The 20,119-nt window shown below is 72.2% G+C and carries 16 protein-coding genes; 8 read left to right on the forward strand and 8 right to left on the reverse strand.

All coding sequences use genetic code 11. The features are described 5' to 3' along the window. Positions 1 to 99: 99 nt before the first annotated feature. Both H9652_RS00270 and H9652_RS00275 read left to right on the forward strand, forming a co-directional pair. The gene (locus H9652_RS00270; protein WP_191794122.1) at positions 100 to 1,263 is read left to right on the forward strand and encodes a N(5)-(carboxyethyl)ornithine synthase; all 1,164 of its coding nucleotides are present in this window, start codon (positions 100 to 102) and stop codon (positions 1,261 to 1,263) included. A 22-nt stretch (positions 1,264 to 1,285) separates the two neighbouring features. Further along, positions 1,286 to 1,912 carry a CYTH domain-containing protein gene (locus H9652_RS00275; RefSeq protein WP_191794123.1) on the forward strand — a complete coding sequence of 209 codons (627 nt, stop codon included), beginning with the start codon at positions 1,286 to 1,288 and terminating at the stop codon, positions 1,910 to 1,912. Between the two features lie 10 nt (positions 1,913 to 1,922). On the opposite strand, the gene H9652_RS00280 is transcribed toward H9652_RS00275, so the two are convergent. Continuing rightward, complete coding sequence (locus H9652_RS00280; RefSeq protein ID WP_318243911.1) at positions 1,923 to 2,582, reverse strand: hypothetical protein; 660 nt, start codon at positions 2,580 to 2,582, stop codon at positions 1,923 to 1,925. A 224-nt stretch (positions 2,583 to 2,806) separates the two neighbouring features. On the opposite strand from H9652_RS00280, the gene H9652_RS00285 reads away from it, so the two are divergent. Next, the gene (locus H9652_RS00285) at positions 2,807 to 4,507 is read left to right on the forward strand and encodes a cation:proton antiporter (RefSeq protein WP_191794124.1); all 1,701 of its coding nucleotides are present in this window, start codon (positions 2,807 to 2,809) and stop codon (positions 4,505 to 4,507) included. A 9-nt stretch (positions 4,508 to 4,516) separates the two neighbouring features. On the opposite strand, the gene H9652_RS00290 is transcribed toward H9652_RS00285, so the two are convergent. The 3 genes from H9652_RS00290 to H9652_RS00300 form a co-directional block, all read right to left on the reverse strand. Beyond that, a complete protein-coding gene (locus H9652_RS00290; protein ID WP_191794125.1) occupies positions 4,517 to 5,308 on the reverse strand; it encodes a M15 family metallopeptidase in 792 nt (263 codons plus the stop codon). A gap of 295 nt (positions 5,309 to 5,603) precedes the next feature. After that, positions 5,604 to 6,719 carry a hemolysin family protein gene (locus H9652_RS00295; RefSeq protein ID WP_191794126.1) on the reverse strand — a complete coding sequence of 372 codons (1,116 nt, stop codon included), beginning with the start codon at positions 6,717 to 6,719 and terminating at the stop codon, positions 5,604 to 5,606. Beyond that, positions 6,716 to 8,197, reverse strand: coding sequence for a hemolysin family protein (locus H9652_RS00300; protein WP_318243912.1), 1,482 nt, complete (start codon positions 8,195 to 8,197; stop codon positions 6,716 to 6,718). The genes H9652_RS00295 and H9652_RS00300 overlap by 4 nt, the downstream gene beginning before the upstream one ends. 220 nt (positions 8,198 to 8,417) lie before the next feature. On the opposite strand from H9652_RS00300, the gene H9652_RS00305 reads away from it, so the two are divergent. The 3 genes from H9652_RS00305 (at position 8,418) to H9652_RS00315 (ending at position 14,449) form a co-directional block, all read left to right on the forward strand. Next, positions 8,418 to 9,179, forward strand: a complete 762-nt coding sequence (locus tag H9652_RS00305) for a response regulator transcription factor (RefSeq protein WP_225227495.1) — start codon at positions 8,418 to 8,420, stop codon at positions 9,177 to 9,179. After that, positions 9,176 to 10,330 (forward strand): sensor histidine kinase, encoded by a 1,155-nt coding sequence (locus H9652_RS00310; RefSeq protein WP_191794127.1) that lies wholly within the window; start codon positions 9,176 to 9,178, stop codon positions 10,328 to 10,330. Before H9652_RS00305 ends, H9652_RS00310 begins: the two co-directional genes overlap by 4 nt. A 255-nt stretch (positions 10,331 to 10,585) precedes the next feature. Further along, the gene (locus H9652_RS00315) at positions 10,586 to 14,449 is read left to right on the forward strand and encodes a multifunctional oxoglutarate decarboxylase/oxoglutarate dehydrogenase thiamine pyrophosphate-binding subunit/dihydrolipoyllysine-residue succinyltransferase subunit (RefSeq protein ID WP_191794128.1); all 3,864 of its coding nucleotides are present in this window, start codon (positions 10,586 to 10,588) and stop codon (positions 14,447 to 14,449) included. Between the two features lie 101 nt (positions 14,450 to 14,550). Here H9652_RS00315 and H9652_RS00320 read toward each other — a convergent pair whose 3' ends face one another. Then, positions 14,551 to 15,546, reverse strand: coding sequence for an aldo/keto reductase (locus H9652_RS00320; protein WP_191794129.1), 996 nt, complete (start codon positions 15,544 to 15,546; stop codon positions 14,551 to 14,553). A gap of 146 nt (positions 15,547 to 15,692) precedes the next feature. On the opposite strand from H9652_RS00320, the gene H9652_RS00325 reads away from it, so the two are divergent. After that, complete coding sequence (locus tag H9652_RS00325; protein WP_191794130.1) at positions 15,693 to 16,607, forward strand: aldose 1-epimerase family protein; 915 nt, start codon at positions 15,693 to 15,695, stop codon at positions 16,605 to 16,607. A gap of 185 nt (positions 16,608 to 16,792) precedes the next feature. Next, a complete protein-coding gene (locus H9652_RS00330; protein ID WP_191794131.1) occupies positions 16,793 to 17,398 on the forward strand; it encodes a GDSL-type esterase/lipase family protein in 606 nt (201 codons plus the stop codon). A 174-nt stretch (positions 17,399 to 17,572) separates the two neighbouring features. On the opposite strand, the gene H9652_RS00335 is transcribed toward H9652_RS00330, so the two are convergent. The 3 genes from H9652_RS00335 to H9652_RS00345 are packed head-to-tail and all read right to left on the reverse strand — an operon-like array spanning position 17,573 to position 20,045. After that, positions 17,573 to 18,466 carry a DUF4097 family beta strand repeat-containing protein gene (locus tag H9652_RS00335; RefSeq protein WP_191794132.1) on the reverse strand — a complete coding sequence of 298 codons (894 nt, stop codon included), beginning with the start codon at positions 18,464 to 18,466 and terminating at the stop codon, positions 17,573 to 17,575. Next, on the reverse strand, positions 18,463 to 19,065 hold the full coding sequence (locus H9652_RS00340; RefSeq protein ID WP_191794133.1) for a PadR family transcriptional regulator: 603 nt from the start codon (positions 19,063 to 19,065) through the stop codon (positions 18,463 to 18,465). The genes H9652_RS00335 and H9652_RS00340 overlap by 4 nt, the downstream gene beginning before the upstream one ends. Beyond that, a complete protein-coding gene (locus H9652_RS00345; RefSeq protein WP_191794134.1) occupies positions 19,065 to 20,045 on the reverse strand; it encodes a DUF4097 family beta strand repeat-containing protein in 981 nt (326 codons plus the stop codon). The genes H9652_RS00340 and H9652_RS00345 overlap by 1 nt, the downstream gene beginning before the upstream one ends. Positions 20,046 to 20,119 lie beyond the last annotated feature (74 nt).

Consider the following 20,119-nt stretch of genomic DNA (forward strand, 5'->3'; position numbering starts at 1 on the left):
TTCGTCGTGCCCGGGACCCGTCACGGTGGTCCGGGACTCCCCCGCACCCGTGTAGCGTCCGCACTACTGGGCCACCGTGGTCTCGTTGACGGGACAAGCGTGACAACAGCATCGAACGACACCATCCTCGGCCTCCTCGGGAGGTCGCGGAAGCCCGACGAGCGCCGGCTCCCCCTCCACCCCGACCACCTCGAGCGCATCGCCCCCGAGCTCCGGTCGCGGATCGTCGTCGAGCACGGGTACGGCGAGCGCTTCGGGGTGAGCGACGAGCAGATCGCGCCCTGGGTCCGCTCCCTGGGCACCCGCGCCGAGGTCATCGCGGCAGCCGACGTGATCCTGCTGCCCAAGCCCCAGCTCGAGGACCTGCGCGACCTGCGCCCCGGCCAGACCCTGTGGGGCTGGCCGCACTGCGTCCAGGACCGCGACCTGACCCAGCTCGCGATCGACAAGCGGCTCACGCTCGTCGCGTTCGAGGCCATGCACCACTGGGCGGCGGACGGCGGGTTCGGCCTGCACGTCTTCCACAAGAACAACGAGATGGCCGGCTACTGCTCGGTGCTGCACGCGCTCGAGCTGTGCGGCTCGACGGGCGACTACGGCAGGCGCCTGACCGCCGTGGTCATCGGCTTCGGCGCCACCGCTCGCGGAGCCGTCACCGCCCTCAACGCGCACGGCGTGCACGACGTCCGCGTGCTCACCAACCGCCGGGTCGCCGCGGTCGCGGCACCGATCCACTCGGCGCAGATCGTGCAGTTCGACCACGACGACGCGCCGTACCTCAGCGAGGTCATCACCGACGAGGGCCGCCTCCCGCTCGCCCCGTTCCTCGCCGAGAGCGACATCGTCGTCAACTGCACCCTCCAGGACCCGAACGCGCCCCTGCTCTACCTGCGCACGTCGGACCTGGGAGCGTTCCGTCCGGGCAGCCTGATCGTCGACGTGTCGTGCGACGACGGCATGGCGTTCGACTGGGCGCGCTCGACCACGTTCGCCGACCCTCTGGTCACGGTCGGCAAGAGCATCAACTACTACGCGGTGGACCACAGCCCGTCGTACCTGTGGAACTCGGCGACGTGGGAGATCAGCTCGGCGGTCCTGCCCTTCCTCCCGGCGGTCATGGCAGGCCCGGCGGGCTGGGAGGCGAACGAGACGGTCCGCCGTGCGATCGAGGTGCGCGACGGGGTCGTCCTCAACCCCGCCGTCCTCGATTTCCAGCACCGCGAGGCCGCGTACCCGCACCACCCGGTCCCGGCCCTGCCGTGAGCGACCGCGTACGGTATGTCCTATGACGGACGGTGGTAACGGAGACTTCGAGTTCGAGCGTCGCTTCCTCGTGAAGGACGTCCCGGTCGACCTGCTCGACGCGCCCGCGCTCATCGTGCAGAGCTACTTCCTGGCGGAGGACGGCTACGCGCTGCGCCTGCGCGCCCAGGCGAGCGCGACGGCCGGCGAGCTCGGCGCCGCCACCTCTCCCCTGAGCGTCCTGGACCGGTACGCGTTCGACTTCTGCGCCCTGACGGTCAAGGGGCCGCAGGTGGGCGGCACCCGGTACGAGGCCGAGCGTGAGATCGACGTCAACGTCGGGGTCGAGATGATCCGCCGTGGTGGCGGCCGCATCGTCAAGACCCGCTACTCGGCGTGGCTCGGGGCGGACGGCTGGGTCATCGACGTGTTCGGGGGCGCGAACCACCCGCTCGTGATCGCGGAGTGCGAGCGGTCCGGCCCGGTCGTGGACCTCCAGATCCCGGCGTTCTGCGTCACCGAGATCACCGACGACCGTCGCTTCTCGAACGACTCGCTCTCGCACACCCCGTACTCGGCGTGGGCCGGGTCGTTCGCCGCGGAGCTCGCGGTCTCCGGGCCGCGGTTCCGCCAGGACTTCGGGCACAACGCCCACCTGCCCGGGGAGTAGCCCGGGCAGTTCAGGCCCCGTCGCCCACGAGGCGCGGCCCGTCCACGACGCCACGGTCTCCCCCGACGGGGGCGACCCCCAGGCTGCGCGCGTAGTAGACCCACGGGAACCACGACCCGATCCGTTCCCACCCGTCGGCCTCGAGCCCGAACCGGCTCGCTCCCAGGACGTAGACGCGCTTGTGCTCCCACTGCGTCGTGGTGCGCACGAGCCGGTGGAAGCCCGCCCCGAAGCCCGTCGAGCGCCAACCCTTGCGCCCGTAGGCCTCGAGCGCGGGCATCTCGGTCACGGCCGTGACGGGAGAGAGGATCCGGGTGTCGCCGACCTCCGCGCCCCCGACGAGGTCCTGGACCGTGCCCGGCGCCCCCGGCCCGACCGGACGACCGAAGCGCTGCTGCGCGGCCTGCCGCGAGATCCCGAGGGTCGTGCCGATCGCCTCCCAGCTGTGCCCTGCCGAACGCCCCGACGACACGGCCGTCGCGAGCAGCGACTCGGCCGAGGTGGCGGCCCGCGCGGTGAGCGCGACGAGCTCGAGGTGCGCGCCGGGGTCGGTCGCGATGCGGTCGCCGATGCCGGGGTCGGCAGCGGTCACGGCTTCCGCGAGCAGGTCGTCGAGCGTCCGGTCGTCGTCGCGCGGCTCGAGGCTTCCCCAGGCGGGTGCGTCGCTCACGGTTCGCGCCTCTCCTCGATGCCCGACGCCGGAGCACCGGTCGCGAGGGCGGCGGACAGGTCGGCGACGGGAGAACTTCGGGTAGCCATGCGTCAACCTTGGCTTGACAACCCGTGACTGTCAAGAACCTGTTGACACTTGCAGCGCGGCCGCACCCGGTCGGGAACACGCCGTCGGGCACGCCTCCCGCGCCGTCCCGGCCGACCCGACGGAGAATGCAGGGCATGGACGAGGCCGTCGTACTTCTGGTCATCACCGGCGCGCTGGCCGTCACGGCCGCCGCCCGGCACTGGGACCTGCCCGCTCCCCTCGTGCTCGTGACCGTGGGCCTCGGCGTCTCGCTGATCCCCGCCGTCCCCCACATCGAGCTCGAACCCGAGGTGCTCCTCGGCGTCATCCTGCCGCCGCTGCTCTTCTCGGCGGCCAACGGCAGCTCCTACCAGGACTTCCGGTCGTCCCTCCACGCGATCGTGCGCCTCGGGGTCGGGCTCGTGATCGTCACTGCGCTGGCCGTCGCGTGGGTCGCGACCCTCCTGCTGCCCGACCTGCCGTTCGCCGCCGCTCTCGTCCTGGGCGCCGTCGTCGCCCCGCCCGACGCGGTCTCGGCCGCCGCGGTCGGACGCCGACTCGGACTGCCACGACGCGTCATGACGCTCCTCGGCGGCGAGAGCCTGATCAACGACGCGACGTCGCTCACGCTCTACAAGGTCGCCCTCGCGGGCGTCGCCACGGGCGCGTGGGTGTGGACCGAGGGCATCGGCGTCTTCACGCTCGCCGTCGTCGTCGGCGTGGGCGTCGGCCTCGTCATGGGCATCGGGATGCACGCCGCACGGCTGCGGCTCGCCGACCCCCTCCTGACGAGCGTCGCCGGGATCATCCTCCCGTTCGCGGCCTACTGGATCGCGGAGGAGCTCAGCGGCTCGGGCGTGCTGGCCGTCGTCGCCGCGGGCCTCTACCTGGGGCACACCGCCCCGACCGCGGGCTACGAGACCCGCCTCGTCGAGGAACCCCTGTGGGACAGCCTCGACCTGCTGCTCGAGGCCATCACGTTCGCGATCATCGGTCTCCAGCTCAAGTTCGTCGTCGAGACCGTCGTGGACTCCGACGAAGGGCTGCGGACCGCGATCTGGGTGTCCCTCGCGGCCCTCGTCGTGACCATGGCCGTCCGTCCGCTGTACGTCTTCGCCACGGCGTGGCTCGACCGCGTCCACCTGCCGGGCTCGAAACGCTCGCGAGCCGACCAGCTCGACTGGCGCGAGTCCCTCGTGGTCTCCTCGGCCGGCATGCGAGGTGTCGTGACGCTCGCCGCCGCGGCCGCCATCCCCGCGACGCTCGGCGGGGCCGAGTTCCCCGGCCGCGCGACCATCCAGCTCGCGGCCTTCACGGTCGCGATCGGGACGCTCCTGCTGCAGGGCGTGACGCTGCCGTGGGTCATCCGGACGCTCGGGGGCGGGGGCGAGGACGAGGCCGCGAGCGACGCCGCCGAGGAGGCCCGGGTCCGTCGGCTCATGGCCGACGCCCAGGCCGAGACCATCGCCCACGCCACGCGGGAGTGGGCGCCCGTGATCGGCGAGGAGAAGGCCGAGGCGACACGGGCCGCCATGTCCGCCGCGATCGTCGGACGCGCACAGGCCGCGGCGCGCCTGCTCTCGCCCGAGTCGGCGGCCGAGGAACCCGTCGAGCAGGCTCCCGTCCGCGCGCGACCCACGGGCGGCCGGGCGTTTCCCGTGGCCAGGCCCGGCGACCGGTCGGAGGACCTGCGCCGGCTCAACGCCCTGCGCGCCGACATGAACAGGGCCCAGCGCCAGGTGCTGGTCGACGAGCGCGACGCCGGACGCCTCAACGAGGCCGTGATGCGCAGGATCCTGCGCGAGCTGGACATCGAGGCCGAGGCGCTGGCCGAGTCCTGGGTCAACCGGATCTGACGGGCTCCGTCAGGTGGGGCCGCCGAGCTCCACGACACCCTCGGTGAACTCGAAGTGCCACGGCTCGTAGGCGCCGCCGCCGCCCCGCTTGGCCCACGACGGGTTGGCCCAGCCGTACACGCCGCCGTTCTTGTTGATCCACGAGTAGACCTCGCGGTTGCCCGTCTCGCTCGAGCACAGGTCGATCGCCAGGCCCCACCCGTGGAACGACGTCCCCGGCTTGGCCGCGAACGCCCCGCGCGAACCCTTGAGGGAGACCTGCGACGCGATCGTGCGGTAGCTCGAGACCAGGCACATGTCCCGCCCGAACGTCGACCGGAAGGCCTCGTTCATGGCCGACAGCGCGACCGCCGCATCCGGACGCAACGACTCCCCCGGCTGCCACAGGTCGCACAGCTCGTGGCCCGTGAGCCTGCCGTTGGCGCTCGTCGGCTTGACGGTCGGGTCGCAGTCCGGCAGCGGGGCACGCTCGACCGATCGGCTCGCGGCCTGCGCCCGGCCGTCGATCTTCGGGGCCGCGGCCACGTACTCGGACGTGGGCTCGGCCGAGGCCGGGTTGTTGACGAGGTCCAGGGCGCTGGGTCCGGTCGGTCTGCCGTCCGGGCCGAAGGGTGCAGCCGGGCCGTCCTGGGCTCCGGCCGACAGCGGCATCGCGATGGTCGCGACGGCGAGCGTCCCGAGGACCGCCATGCGGGGGGCCCAGCGCTGGTGGGAAGGGATCTCCGCCCGACGGCGCCCCTTGTGCCCGCTCTCCGCCTCGCGGCGAGCGCGACGGGAGTCGGAGGACTGGGACGTCGACACCGACTCCACCGGACCTCCGCTCGAAGAACCGTCCGGACACCTCACAGTGGACGGAGCGGCACAGACGACAAGAAACGCGCTGCACCTCGCAGAAAGGACGACCCTCCGGTACAGGAGGAACCGTGCGAGACGAGCATCGGACACGATATCCGGGGGCGCCGGGGAAGCCAAGTCCCCTGTTCAACGGGCCGGCCGTGGGCCGCCCCGCGCCGGACAGTGCCGCCCCCGACGGCCGGCCCCGGGAGCGGAGGCGGCGCACCCGGACCCCGGGCGCGCCACCCCTTCCCGCCCAGCCTCAGCGCACCCGCCGCTGCATCGCGTCCCGCACCTCGCCCACGAGCTCCTCCAGGATGTCCTCGAGGAAGACGACGCCCAGCGCACCGGGAGCGCCGACCGGTGCGACGTCGTCGGGCAGCGCGGTGGACGAGGCGTCGGGGATGCCGCCCTCACGCTCCAGCACCCCGGGGTCGACACGCGCCAGGTGCGCGCCGGAGCGCTGCATTGCCCGCAGCGCGTCCTCGATCTCGTCGCCCGGCTCGGCCGTCGCGAGCGCGCGCACACGCCACGAGGGCACCGGCCGGAACCGGTCCTCGCCGCTCGCGTACAGCACGTCCTTGAGGTGCAGGTAGCCGACGAGCTCGCCGTGCACGTCGGCGACCGGGAAGCGGCTGAAGCCCGTCTTGGCGACCAGACGCTCGATCTCGTCGGGCGTGCACCCCTCGACCACGGTCACGAGGCGGTCGACCGGCACCATGACCTCGGCCGCCGTGCGCTCCGAGAACTCGATGGCCCCCGACAGCAGGCCCTGCTCGTCCTGGAGGATGCCCTCGGCCTGCGAGTGCTCGACGATCGACTGCACCTGCTCGGCCGTGAAGACCGACGCGACCTCGTCCTTGGGCTCCACCCCGGTCCAGCGCACCACGTGGTTCGCGAGCCAGTTGAGCGAGACGATGATCGGCTTGAGGATGCGCCCCAGCACGACGAGCGGCGGACCGAACCACATGACGGCCTTCTCGGGACCGGACACCGCGAGGTTCTTCGGGACCATCTCGCCGAGGACCACGTGCAGGTAGACCACGATCGCCAGCGCGATCACGAAGGCGATCGGGTGCGTGAGCGACGGGCTCACGCCCAGGGCGTGCAGGGGCACCTCGATGAGGTGCGCGACGGCCGGCTCCGCGACGACACCCAGCCCCACCGAGCACACCGTGACGCCGAGCTGGGCGCACGCGAGCATGAGCGAGACGTGCTCCATGGCCCACAGGACCGTCTGCGCCCGGCGGTTGCCCTGCGCCGCGAGCGGCTCGATCGCGCTGCGCCGGGCCGAGATGATCGCGAACTCCGCACCCACGAAGAACGCGTTCGCGGCCAGGAGGAACAGGCCCAGCAGAAGGGCTGCGGTCGAGCTCATCGGGCACCTCCTTGCGAGCCGTCACCCGGGTGCCGGTCGGCGCTCGACCTGCCCGGCGACCCGGCTCGGCGGCCGTCCGTGTCGCCATGCTCCTGCGGGGCGAGCACACGGACCCGGAGCCGCTCGACGCGGCGCCCTTCCATGGCCTCGACACGCAGCACGACGTCGCCGGCCCGGACCTCGTCCCCGACCTCCGGCACCCGGCCCAGGTCGGCCATGACGAGCCCCCCGAGGGTCTCGTAGGCGCCGTCCTCGGGCACCACCAGCCCCGTCGACTCCACGAGCTCGTCCGGGCGGACGACCCCTGGCACGATCCACGAGCCGTCGGCCCCACGGGCCGTGCCGGCCCGGCGCGGGTCGTGCTCGTCGGCGACGTCGCCCACGAGCTCCTCGACCACGTCCTCCAGGGTCACGACCCCCGAGGTTCCGCCGTACTCGTCCACGACCACGGCCATCTGCAGACCGAAGCCGCGCAGCTCGACGAGCAGCGGCCCCAGCGCGACCGTCTCCGGGACGCGCGGGGCGTCGACCATGAGCGCGGCGGCCGGCACCTCGCCACGACGCTCGTGGGGCACCCCCACGGCGCGGCGCAGGTGCACGAGACCGAGCACGTCGTCGCGATCCTCGCCGATCACGGGGAAGCGCGAGTGTCCCGACGTGCGGGCGAGCGCCACGACGTCCTCGGCCGTGTCGTCACGGCGCAGCACCACCATGCGCATGCGGTCCGTCATGACGTCGACCGCGCTGAGCTCGTCGAGCTCGATCGAGTTGGTCAGGAGCGTCGCGACCGAGGTGTCCAGGGTGCCCTCCTGGGCCGACCGCTTGACGAGCGCCGCGAGCTCGGACGCCGAGCGCGCGCCCGACAGCTCCTCGCGCGGCTCGACGCCCATGCGGCGCAGGATCGCGTTCGCCGAGCCGTTGAGCACCGAGATGACCGGTCGGAAGAGCTTGGTGAACTGCCGCTGGACCGGGACGACCTGGCGGGCGGTGGCGTACGGGGTCGAGAGCGCGAAGTTCTTGGGGATGAGCTCACCGAAGAGCATCGAGAACAGGTTCACGACGACGAGCGCCAGGATCACCGCGAGGACCGTGGCCGCGCTCGCCCCGAGGGCCGTGCTGCCGAGCGCGTCGCCGATGAGGCTCTGGAGGGCCGGCTGGGCCGTGTACCCGAGCAGGATGGTCGTGATCGTGATGCCGACCTGCGCCGACGAGAGCTCTGTCGACAGGTGCTTGAGTCCGGCCCGGACGCTGCGGTCGCGGCGGCTGCTGCGCGCCTCGGCCCCGGGGGCGTCGGCCCTGGGCGTCCCACCCGGTGCGCCGTCGCGGCCCCCCTGCTCGACGCCGTGGGCCTCGTCGCTGCCCGGCTTGGCCAGGACGGCGGGGTCGAGGGTGACGAGCGAGAACTCGCTCGCCACGAAGACTGCTGTGCCTGCGGTCAGGAGCACCCCCAGCGCGACCATCAACCAGTCGCCTACCACGGGGTGCTCCACGGATATCGGGGTGTGCTCTTCATCGTGCCAACGATGTTATCGGCCGAGGGCCCGCCGTCCATCCGTGGCGCGGGCCGTCCCGGCCTCCCGTCCGTCGGCGACGGCCTCACACGACCCACGCCGGACACGCACCGGAACACCACAGACATCGACGGAACTTTCGTCCGTCCTGCGGCCATCGACGCCCCGGTTGTGCCACGCTGGTGCCATGACAGCCAGCGCATTCCCCACCGGTACCGGCGCGACGAGCGCTGGTGGACCCGCAGGCACACCCGCGCAGTCCGCGAACATCCTCGTCGTCGAGGACGAGCCGGCCATCGCCACGGCCATCGCCCAGCGCCTGAGCGCCGAGGGCTGGCGTGTCGAGGTCGCACGCGACGGGCTCTCGGGCGTCGAGGCGGCAACCCGCCTGCGACCCGACGTGATCGTGCTCGACGTCATGCTGCCGGGCATCGACGGGCTCGAGGTCACGCGCCGCATCCAGGCCGAGCAGCCCGTGCCGATCCTCATGCTGACCGCGCGCGACGACGAGACCGACATGCTCATCGGGCTCGGCGTCGGCGCCGACGACTACATGACCAAGCCCTTCTCGATGCGCGAGCTGGTCGCCCGGGTCAAGGCGCTACTCCGGCGCGTCGACCGCGCGGCCCAGGCGGCGACGTCGACCCCCACGGACCCGCCCATGGTCGTGGGCGACGTCGTGATCGACCGCGCCCAGCGACGCGTACACCGCGCGGGCGAAGAGGTCCACCTGACCCCGACCGAGTTCGAGCTGCTCGTCATGCTGGCCAGCTCGCCCAAGACCGTGCTCACGCGCGAACGCCTCCTCGCCGAGGTCTGGGACTGGGCCGACGCGAGCGGGACCCGCACGGTCGACTCCCACATCAAGGCGCTGCGCCGAAAGCTCGGGCCCGACCTGATCCGCACGGTCCACGGGGTCGGATACGCGTTCGAGCCCCCGGTCGCGTGACCTCCGGCCCCCGGACCATCCGCCCCCACCTCCCGGACGTCCGGCCCCTCGACTCGTTCCGGTCGCTCAAGATCAAGCTCGGCGTGCTGGTCTTCGCGACCGTCACGCTCGCGGTCCTCATCACCTGGCTCGGTCAGCAGAACAAGCTCGGCCCCACCCGCACGTTCCCGCTGGCGATCGTGCTCTCGCTCCTGCTCACGCAGATCCTCGCGCGCGGCATGACCTCGCCCCTGCGCGAGATGACGGCTGCCGCGCAGTCCATGGCCGACGGGGACTACACCCGGCGGGTGCGCGCGACGAGCCGTGACGAGGTGGGCCAGCTCGCGGTCGCCTTCAACATCATGGCCGAGGACCTGGCGTCGTCCGACCAGATGCGACGAGAGCTCATCGCGAACGTGTCGCACGAGCTCCGTACACCGATCGCGGCGCTCCAGGCCCAGCTCGAGAACGTCGTCGACGGCGTGAGCGAGGCGAACCCGGCGACCATGGAGATGGCCCTCGCCCAGACCGAGCGCCTGACCCGCCTCGTGACGTACCTCCTGGACCTGTCCCGGATCGAGGCGGGCGCCGCGGCCCTCAACTTCCAGGACATCCCGCTCGGCGACTTCCTGGAGGAGAACGCCGACGCCGTCTCGATGGTCGAGGCCGGCAAGCAGCTCCAGTACGTGGTCGACGTGACCCCGGAGGACCTCACGCTGCCGGCGGACCCCGAGCGTCTGCGGCAGATCGTCACGAACCTGCTCCAGAACGCGATCCGGCACTCGCCCCAGAACGGCGAGATCCGGCTCGAGGCCTACCCCGTCGACGACGACGTCGTGATCGAGGTCATCGACGAGGGACCCGGCATCGCGAAGAAGGACCGCGAACGGATCTTCGAGCGCTTCGCCCGGGGCAACGCCCCGTCGCAGGGCCACTCGTCGACGGGCGGGACGGGGATCGGGCTCGCGATCGTGCGCTGGGCGGTCGACCTGCACGGCGGGCGGATCGAGGTCGCGGACTCCCTCCAGGGCGCCACGATGCGCCTGACCTTCCCGGCTCGTCCCCAGCCGCACACGACCGGCCTCCCGGACGACCTGCCGGAGATCCTGGGTCACCCCGGCGCGCCTCGTCCGAGCGACCAGGAGCGACGCCCGTCCGACCCGACGGAGTGAGACCTTCGTCACACTCGGTGGCGGGCATACCCGGCGATGGTCTAAACGACCTGACCTTTGGTCAGCGAACAGGTCGCTGTTGCCCCCCTGTTTGCCTCTGGCAGACGTCCCGTGAAGAACCGGCCGACACCCTGCACATTTCCGCCGGACGAGGCTCGGGCGAGCGGACCGGAGGGCCTAGGCTTGACGGGTCCGGTTCCGGACTAGGTACCCGATATCCAGTGACGATCAGTGGTGAAAGTGGGCGATCCTCGCGTGTCCCCGAAGGCTGAGTCAGAGTCGATCAGCGCAGCAAGTTCTGTGTTCGGCGCCAACGAATGGCTCGTCGACGAGCTCTACGAGCAATACCTCAAGGACAAGAACGCGGTGGACCCCGCGTGGTGGGAGTTCTTCGCGGACTACCGTCCCGGGGACAAGGCGAGCGAGGTGAACGGGAGCAGCGCCACCGCCGCTCCCTCCGCCCCTGCCGCAGGGACTGCGACGCCCGCCGTCGCGACCCCGGCCCCCGCGGTCCAGATCCCGGCGAACGCACCGGCAACGCCGCCGGCCCACGCCACGAGCGCCGTACCGGCGACCGACGGCTCTGCCGCCGGTGAGTCCGCGCAGCGCCCCAAGTCCCCCGTGGTCCCCGCCGACCCGACCGTCAACGCCGCGATCGCGGCCGTGAAGGCCAACCGTCCGGTCGCGACCGCGCAGCCGGCGACGGCCCCGTACGCCGCGGTCGCCGCCGCGAAGTCGAAGTCCGACACGCCCGACGCCGCGGACGACGTGCAGAAGCTGCGCGGCCCCGCCGCGCGCGTCGTCGTGAACATGGAGGCGAGCCTCGAGGTCCCCACGGCGACCTCCGTGCGCGCCGTGCCGGCCAAGCTCATGGTCGACAACCGCATCGTGATCAACAACCACCTCGCCCGCGGGCGCGGCGGCAAGATCTCGTTCACGCACCTCATCGGGTACGCGCTCGTCGAGGCCCTCGGCGAGATGCCGGCCATGAACGCGAGCTACACGCAGCTCGACGGCAAGCCCGCGGTGAACAACCCGGCGCACGTCAACTTCGGGCTCGCGATCGACCTCGCCAAGCCGGACGGCACCCGCCAGCTCCTCGTGCCGAGCGTCAAGAAGGCCGAGCAGATGGACTTCGCCCAGTTCTGGGCGGCCTACGAGGACCTGGTCCGCCGGGCCCGCGGCAACAAGCTCACGGTCGACGACTTCGCCGGCACGACGATCTCGCTCACCAACCCGGGCGGCATCGGCACCGTGCACTCGGTCCCGCGCCTCATGCAGGGCCAGGGCACGATCATCGGCGTCGGCGCCATGGACTACCCCGCGGAGTTCGCGGGTGCCTCGGTCGAGCAGCTCGCGCGCCTCGGCGTCTCGAAGGTCCTGACGATCACGTCGACCTACGACCACCGCATCATCCAGGGCGCCCAGTCCGGCGAGTTCCTGCGCATCCTCGGGACCAAGCTGATCGGTGAGGACGGGTTCTACGACCGCGTCTTCGCCGCGCTGCGCATCCCCTACGAGCCGGTCCGCTGGACCCGCGACAACACGACGGACGCCGAGATCGAGGCGGCCAAGCCCGCCAAGATCGCCGAGCTCATCCACTCGTTCCGCTCGCGCGGCCACCTGATGGCCGACACGGACCCGCTCGCCTACCGCCAGCGCAAGCACCCCGACCTGGACGTCCAGACCCACGACCTCACGCTGTGGGACCTGGACCGCACCTTCCCCACGGGCGGGTTCGGCGGCAAGACCAAGTCGACGCTGCGCGACATCCTCGGCCTGCTGCGCGACTCGTACTGCCGCTCGATCGGCATCGAGTACATGCACCTCGCGGACCGCGCCCAGCGTCGCTGGCTCCAGGAGCGCCTCGAGTCCGGGTACGCCCGCACCCCGCGCGAGGACCAGCTGCGCATCCTGCGCCGCCTGAACTCCGCAGAGGCGTTCGAGACCTTCCTGCAGACCAAGTTCGTCGGCCAGAAGCGCTTCTCGCTCGAGGGTGGCGAGTCCGTCATCCCGCTGCTCGACGCCGTCCTGTCCAAGGCGGCCGACGGCGGCCTCGACGAGGTCTGCATCGGCATGGCCCACCGCGGCCGCCTCAACGTCCTCGCGAACATCGCCGGCAAGAGCTACGCGCAGATCTTCGCCGAGTTCGAGGGCAACCAGGACCCCAAGAGCGTCCAGGGCTCGGGAGACGTCAAGTACCACCTCGGCACCGAGGGCACGTTCTCGGCCGAGTCGGGTGCGCAGACGCGCGTCTACCTCGCGGCCAACCCCTCGCACCTCGAGGCGGTCGACCCGGTGCTCGAGGGCATCGTGCGCGCCAAGCAGGACCGCATCGACCTGGGCGGCGACGGGTTCTCCGTCCTGCCGATCCTCATCCACGGCGACGCGGCCTTCGCGGGCCAGGGCGTGGTGCCCGAGGTCCTGAACCTCGCGCAGCTGCGCGGGTACCGCACGGGCGGCACGATCCACGTCATCATCAACAACCAGGTCGGCTTCACCACGGGCCCGTCCTCGTCGCGCTCGACGCTCTACTCGACCGACGTCGCCAAGGGCTACCAGGTCCCGATCTTCCACGTGAACGGTGACGACCCCGAGGCGTGCGTGCGCGTCGCCGAGCTCGCCTTCGCGTTCCGCGAGCAGTTCGACCGTGACGTCATCATCGACATGATCTGCTACCGCCGCCGCGGCCACAACGAGGGCGACGACCCCTCGATGACGCAGCCGCTCATGTACAACCTGATCGAGGCCAAGCGCTCGGTGCGCAAGCTCTACACCGAGAACCTCGTCGCACGCGGCGACATCACGCTCGAGGAGGCCGAGCACGTCCTGCAGGACTACCAGGCCCAGCTCGAGCGCGTCTTCACCGAGACCAAGGAAGGCGGCTTCACGCCGTCGCCCGCCACCGAGCCCGTCGCGGGCCTGGAGCGCCCCGAGTCCCAGCGCGAGGACGCCGGCACGATGGTCGGGTGGAAGACCGCGATCGACCAGTCGATCATCGAGCGCGTGGGTCAGGTGCACGTCTCGCCGCCCGAGGGCTTCACGGTCCACCCCAAGCTGGCGCAGCTCCTCGAGAAGCGCAACCAGATGTCCGCCAACGGCGGCATCGACTGGGGCTACGGCGAGCTGATCGCGTTCGGGTCGCTGCTCGTGGAGGGCACGCCCGTGCGCCTCGCCGGCCAGGACTCGCGCCGCGGCACGTTCGTCCAGCGCCACGCGGTCCTGCACGACCGCGAGACCGGCGCCGAGTGGACCCCGCTGCTGTACCTCTCCGCGGACCAGGCGAAGTTCTGGGTCTACGACTCCTCGCTGAGCGAGTACGCGGCCCTCGGGTTCGAGTACGGCTACTCGGTCGAGCGTCCTGACGCCCTGGTGCTGTGGGAGGCGCAGTTCGGCGACTTCGTCAACGGCGCGCAGACCGTCATCGACGAGTTCATCTCGTCCGCCGAGCAGAAGTGGGGCCAGAACTCCTCGGTCGTCATGCTCCTGCCGCACGGCTACGAGGGCCAGGGGCCGGACCACTCGTCGGCCCGCATCGAGCGGTTCCTCCAGCTCTGCGCGGAGAACAACCTCACGGTCGCGCAGCCGTCCACGCCGGCGTCGTACTTCCACCTGCTGCGTCAGCAGGCGTACGCCCGCCCGCGCCGCCCGCTCGTGGTGTTCACGCCCAAGCAGCTGCTGCGTCTCAAGGCGGCCGCGTCCGGGGTCGAGGACTTCACGACCGGGACCTTCCAGCCGGTGCTCGGGGACACGACGGCGAACCCGTCGTCGGTCGACCGCGTCCTGCTCTGCACGGGGCGCGTCTACTACGACCTGGTCGCCGAGCGCGCCAAGCGTGGGGACGACCGGACGGCGATCGTCCGCCTCGAGCAGCTCTACCCGCTCGACGTGGAAGGCATCCGTCGGGAGGTCGCGAAGTACGCGGGCGCCGAGGTCGTCTGGGTCCAGGACGAGCCGGAGAACCAGGGCGCGTGGTCGTTCGTCCACGTGAACCTGCCCGAGGACCTGCCTCGTGTCCGGGTCGTCTCGCGCCCGGCGTCGGCCTCGACCGCTGCCGGCACGGCCAAGAAGCACCAGGCCCAGCAGGCCGTCCTCCTCGAGCAGGCGTTCGCCCGCTGAGCAGGACTCGCGCGCTGACCCCCTGAGGGCCATGACGAAGGCCGCCTCCCCCGTCCGGGGAGGAGGCCTTCGTCATGCGTCGTACAGGCCGGCTGGGTCGCCTACCAGCGGCCGTGGACCTGCTCGCGCAGGTACCGGTCGTAGATCTCACGGACCCCCGACGCGAACAGCGGTCCGAGCACCTCCGCCGAACCGGCCTCGGCGTTGGCGCGGGCCTGCTCGACGTTGCGGGCACCGGGGATCACGGTCGAGACACCGGGCTGCTGCCAGATCCAGGCGATCGCGGCCTGGGCCGGGGACACGTCGGGTCCGAGCACGTCGTGCACGAGCGCGGTGAACTCCCCCGCAGCCGTGAGACCGGTGGCGAAGTCGACCCCGGAGAAGGTCTCGCCGACGTCGAACGCGGAACCGTCGCGGTTGAAGCTCCGGTGGTCGTTCTCGGCGAAGGTCGTCTCGCGCGTGTACTTCCCGGACAGCAGGCCCGAGGCCAGGGGGACGCGAGCGATGATCCCGACGCCCGCGTCGGAGGCCGCGGGCAGCACCTCGTCGAGGGGCTTGAGCCGGAACGCGTTGAGGATGATCTGGACGGTCGCGACGCCGGGGCGCGCGATGGCCGCGAGCGCCTCGTCGACGGTCTCGACGCTCACGCCGTAGGCCGCGACCGACCCCTCGGCCACGAGCGTGTCGAGCGCGTCGTACACCTGGTCGTCGTCGACGACCGAGGACGGCGGGCAGTGGAGCTGGACGAGGTCGAGGCGCTCGGTGCGCAGGTTGCGGCGCGACCGGTCCGTCCACTCGCGGAAGTTCGCGAGCGTGTAGCTCGCGGGCTCCTGCGGGGCTCGTCGGCCCATCTTGGTCGCGACCGTGATGCCCGCGCCAGGGTTGTCCGCGAGGTAGGACCCGATGATCTCCTCGCTGCGACCGTCGCCGTAGACGTCGGCGGTGTCGAAGAAGGTCACGCCGGACTCGGCGGAGGCGTCGAGCACGGCGCGGGCGTCGGCCTCGCTGACCTCACCCCAGTCCGCCCCGAGCTGCCAGGTGCCGAGCCCGACGACCGAGACCAGTCGTCCGGTGCGTCCGAGCACTCGTCGTTCCATGTGTTCCTCCTCGTCCTGCGGGTGGTGCTCCCGTCCCCGGCAGTGCCGGGGACGGTGCGTCGCTGGGCCGTGCGCCCGGGAGGGCGGCACGACCGGGTTCTACTGTCCCTGTTCGTGGGGAGTTCCGCACCCAGTAGCGTGTGCACGTGAACATCCATGCACCGTCAGGCGTCCAGATCCGCATCGAGCACGGGGACCACCGTGCCACGCTCACGGCGGTCGGTGCGACCGTCCGTGAGTACTCCGTCGGGGGGCGCGACGTCTTCACGCCCTTCGCCGAGGACGAGATCGCTCCCGCGTCGCACGGCGCGGTGCTGCTCCCCTGGCCCAACCGGCTGCGCGACGGGCGGTACACGTTCGACGGTGTGGATCACCAGCTCCCGATCACCGAGGTGCCGAGGAGCACGGCCATCCACGGTCTGGTGTGCTGGGAACGCTGGGACGTCGTCGAGCAGTCGACCTCGGCCGTGACCTTCGAGCTGCACCTCGTCCCGACGCCCGGCTACCCGTTCGACCTCGTCGCGCGCGTCACGTACGCACTGAGCGACGCAGGGCTGCGCGTCACGGCCCGCACGACGAACGTGGGCACGTCCGACGCCCCCTACGGCGTCGGGTTCCACCCGTGGCTGTCGCCGGGCACCGCGACGGTCGACGAGTGCACGCTGCGCCTCGACGCGCGCACCCGTGTCACGACGGACGAGCGGCTGCTGCCCACGGGCACCGAGTCCGCTGCGGGCGACCTCGACCTGCGCGAGCCCCGCCTGCTCGCGGGCATCGACCTCGACGACGCGTACGTCGACGTCCTGCGGGACGAGGACGGGCTGTCCTGGATGCGTCTGGCAGCTCCCGACGGCCGCACGGCCGCGGTCTGGATGGACTCCTCGATGGACACGTGGCAGGTGTGCACGGGCGACCACGTCTCGGCGGCCGGCTACCGGCGCACGGGGGTCGCGGCCGAGCCCATGAGCTGCGTCGCTGACGCGTTCCGGACGGGCGAGCGCCTCGTGCGCCTCGCTCCGGGTGCCTCGCACGACGCCGTGTGGGGTGCGACGCTCCTCTGACGGGGCGTGGCGCCGGTCACGTCCTGTCCGGCCCGGCGTCGGGGCGCCTCTCTCCCCCTGGGCCTCCCCGCGCGAGGGGAGGTCGACGATTCCCGGTCCGGGTGGCGCCCGACCGGCCGGACATCCCGCACGGGAGCCTTGTCGTGACGGACAATGGTGCGCGAGCGAACGAGGAGCACATCACCGTGGGAGAACCTGAAGTACGGATCTGCGTGGTCGGCGACGAGCTGAGCGCGGGTGTCGGCGACGCCAAGGGCCTCGGTTGGGCCGGGCGCGTGGTCGCGCGCACCCGTTTCCCGGGGACGGCGATGGTCTTCCCTCTCGCGATCCCGGGCGAGACGACGACGGCGATGAGCCAGCGCTGGGACGCCGAGACGAGCAGGCGCTTCGACCACGACCCCGAGGCCGACAACCGGCTCGTCCTCGCCCTGGGTCGTCACGACCTCGACGCGGGCCTGTCGGTGGCGCGGTCGCGGCTCAACCTGGCGAACGTCCTGGACGTGGCCGAGCACCGTCGTCTGCCCACGTTCGTCGTCGGGCCGCCGCCCGGCCGACCCGAGGACAACGACCGGGTCGCCGAGCTCTCCGCGGCTTTCGCGGACGTGGCCAACCGGCGCCGCGTGCCGTACGTGGACACGTTCACGCCCCTGGTCACGCACGAGCAGTGGCTCGCGGACCTCGCGACGAGCGGCGGCGGGTACCCGGGGCAGGCGGGCTACGGGCTCATGGCGTGGCTCGTCCTGCACACGGGCTGGCACGCGTGGCTCGGCCTGCCCGACGACGTCGCGTAGCCAAGGTGCCCGGCCCGCCGACGGTGACGCTCGTGCGCGCCGAGGGTGACCGGCTCACCCGCCGACGGTGACCACACCCGGGCTGCGAGTGCGACGACAGCGGCCTGCGGCCACCCCGTCCAGGGGTGACCGCAGGCCGCTGTCGTCGTCTCGGGGCGCAGACCGCCCTGGGTCTCAGCCTCGCGAGATCGTGAGGTTGCCCGAGACCGTGCTGACCGACACGTACGCGCCGCTCGTGCCCTCCGAGTGGTCCACGGACGTGGTGCGGGACTGCGCGCTGGGGACGGGGGCGCCGTCGAGCACGACCTTGCCCGTGACCGCGCGCGCCTTGAGGTTGACCCCCGCACCCTCGCTCAGGCGCAGGGTGACGTCGCCCGAGACGGTCTTGGCGGTCACGAGGGGGGTCGTCTCGCGGGCCTCCACGACCACGTCTCCCGTGACCGTGCTGATCGTGACCCGTCCGAGCGCGCCCTCGGCCTCGACGCGGCCCGAGGCCGTGCTGACCTTGACGTCACCCTCGTGCGTCGCGACCGCGACGCGTCCCGCGACGGTCTTGACCGAGAGGGGGCCCACGGTGTCGGTCACGGTGACCGACCCGTCGGCCGTGGTCACGGACACGGGCGCGCGGGTGCCGCTGACGGTCGCCGCGGCGCGGGCGGTCGCGATCTTGACGGGCAGGTGGGCCGGGAGCACGACCCGGACGGTGGCGGTGTCCTTGTCCTTGAGGCCGCGCAGCCGGTCCACGGCCCCCTCGACGCCGTCGAAGTCGTAGGCGATCTTCAGCTCGCCCGCGTGCGTCGTGACCCGCAGGGGCCGGGGGCTCACGTCGGTCACGTCGACGGTCGCGCCGGACTCCCGGCTCGGGTCGCTCACGACCTCGACTGCCCCGTTCGTGAGGCCCACGACGAGCGACGCCACGTCGGCGACCTCGATCTGCTGCGGTGCTGCGATGACCCAGGACTCGGTTCCCATGTCGTTCTCCTTCGTCGTCTGCGTGTCGTGCCGGTCGTCGTGCTGGTTCGGGTCGTGCGGGTCGTGCGGGTCCGCCGCCTCGGGGCCGCCGGTCACGGCAGCGTCCCCCGGACCGCCCGCCGGGCGGAGTCCAGGACCGTGCGCAGCGTCTCGAGCGTCAGCTCGGTGACCGCGCTGCTCGCGTCGGCGCGCCGGAGGTCGGCGCGCCCGTCGTCGCGGAACCGTTGCACCCTGGCCTCGGCCTCGACGCGGCGGGCGTAGGACTCGCCACGGCGAGGGTCGGGGGTGGCGGCCGGCCGCGGACGGACGCGTGCCTCCTGGGCCGCGGCCGCGAGCTCGGCGCGCAGGCCCTGCATCGAGCCCTGGATGTCGGCCCGCAGGGCGTGCGCCCGGGTGCGCACGGTCTGGGCGATCCCGTCCTCGAGCGCCGCGACGTCGGCCCGGCGCGCCGCGACCTCGGCCCGGCCGGCGGGCGTGAGCTCGTACGTCGACTTGCGGGCGCTGTCGCTGCGCCGCACGAGCCCCTCCCCCTCGAGCCGGGCGAGGCGCGGGTAGATGGTGCCGGCGCTGGGGCGGTAGGTGCCGCCGAAGCGGTCGCTGAGCTCGGTCATGAGCTCGTAGCCGTGCTTGGGCCCGGACTCGAGCAGCGCGAGGAGGTAGAGCCGGAGCTCCCCGTGGGCGAAGACGGAGGCCATCAGCGGTCCGCCGGTCCGTCCGCGGGTCCGCCGCCGGGCGTGCCTGTCCACGTCGCGCGGCTGTCCGCGGTGCCCCAGGGGGCGCCGTACCCCGGGTACGCGTCGGTCGCGGCGTCGTCGAACGACCAGGCCGGGGCGCTGTCCGCGACACCGCCGGGTGCGTCCCACGCGACGGCGTCGGCGGGCTCCCCCCGCAGCACCGTGACGTTGCCCGAGACGGAGTTGACCTGGAGCTTCTTGCCCGGGGTCCCGGACGGACCCGCCTGGCGGTAGGAGCCACCGGGCGTGCCGCGGTGCTCGACGCCGTCGACCACGAGGCGACCGCTCACGCAGCGCAGGGTGTAGTCGAGGGCGTCGGGCTCGGGCACGCGCACCAGGACGTCGGCCGAGACGGCGTTGACGTTCATCACGTCGGGCGTCGCGCCCGAGTCGAGCGTGACGTTCCCGGAGACGGTGTTGAGCTTGACGTCGGTCAGCGCGCCCGAGGCCGTGAGGTCGCCCGACACGGAGTCCATGACGAGGGTGCCCACGTGGTCGCGGACCGTGACCTCGCCCGAGACCGTGTCGACGCGGACCGCGCCGGTCGTCTGCGTCGTCATGACCGAGCCACCCACGGTGGCGACGGAGACCTTCGCCTGGGTCCCGGCGACGAGGCCGTCGCCGCGCACGGTCGCGAGCTTGACCCGGACGTGCGCGGGCACGCCGACGTAGACGTCGGCGCGGTCCTTGCCACGGTAGTTGCGGAACGAGTCGAGGAAGCCCTGCCAGCCGCCCGTGGGCGAGTACCCGACCGTGAGCCGGTCGCCGTCGAGGCGGACCTCGAGCGGACGGCCCTCGATCGAGTGGACCTCGACGCGGACGCCGGGCTCGTCGTGCACCACGACGTCGATGCGTCCGTTGAGCAGGTTCGCGTCGAGGCGGGCCACGGGCCCGACGTCGATCGTCTGCGGACCGGTCACGGTCCAGTTCTCGGTCGCCATGTCTCTCCTCGCGTTCCTGCGGTGTCCCGCCCGGTCCCGTGAACGCGATGTATCGCGTTTCTGGTCACACGATA

The sequence above is a fragment of the Oerskovia rustica genome (genome assembly GCF_014836555.1).
Taxonomy (GTDB): domain Bacteria; phylum Actinomycetota; class Actinomycetes; order Actinomycetales; family Cellulomonadaceae; genus Oerskovia; species Oerskovia rustica.

What these genes read in the sequence shown, in the direction of transcription:
- H9652_RS00275 (WP_191794123.1), top strand. Translation starts at nt 1,286, where the DNA reads ATGACGGACGGTGGTAACGGAGACTTCGAGTTCGAGCGTCGCTTCCTC.
- H9652_RS00285 (WP_191794124.1), top strand. Translation starts at nt 2,807, where the DNA reads ATGGACGAGGCCGTCGTACTTCTGGTCATCACCGGCGCGCTGGCCGTC.
- H9652_RS00295 (WP_191794126.1), bottom strand. Translation starts at nt 6,719, where the DNA reads ATGAGCTCGACCGCAGCCCTTCTGCTGGGCCTGTTCCTCCTGGCCGCG.
- H9652_RS00305 (WP_225227495.1), top strand. Translation starts at nt 8,418, where the DNA reads ATGACAGCCAGCGCATTCCCCACCGGTACCGGCGCGACGAGCGCTGGT.
- H9652_RS00320 (WP_191794129.1), bottom strand. Translation starts at nt 15,546, where the DNA reads ATGGAACGACGAGTGCTCGGACGCACCGGACGACTGGTCTCGGTCGTC.
- H9652_RS00340 (WP_191794133.1), bottom strand. Translation starts at nt 19,065, where the DNA reads ATGGCCTCCGTCTTCGCCCACGGGGAGCTCCGGCTCTACCTCCTCGCG.
- H9652_RS00345 (WP_191794134.1), bottom strand. Translation starts at nt 20,045, where the DNA reads ATGGCGACCGAGAACTGGACCGTGACCGGTCCGCAGACGATCGACGTC.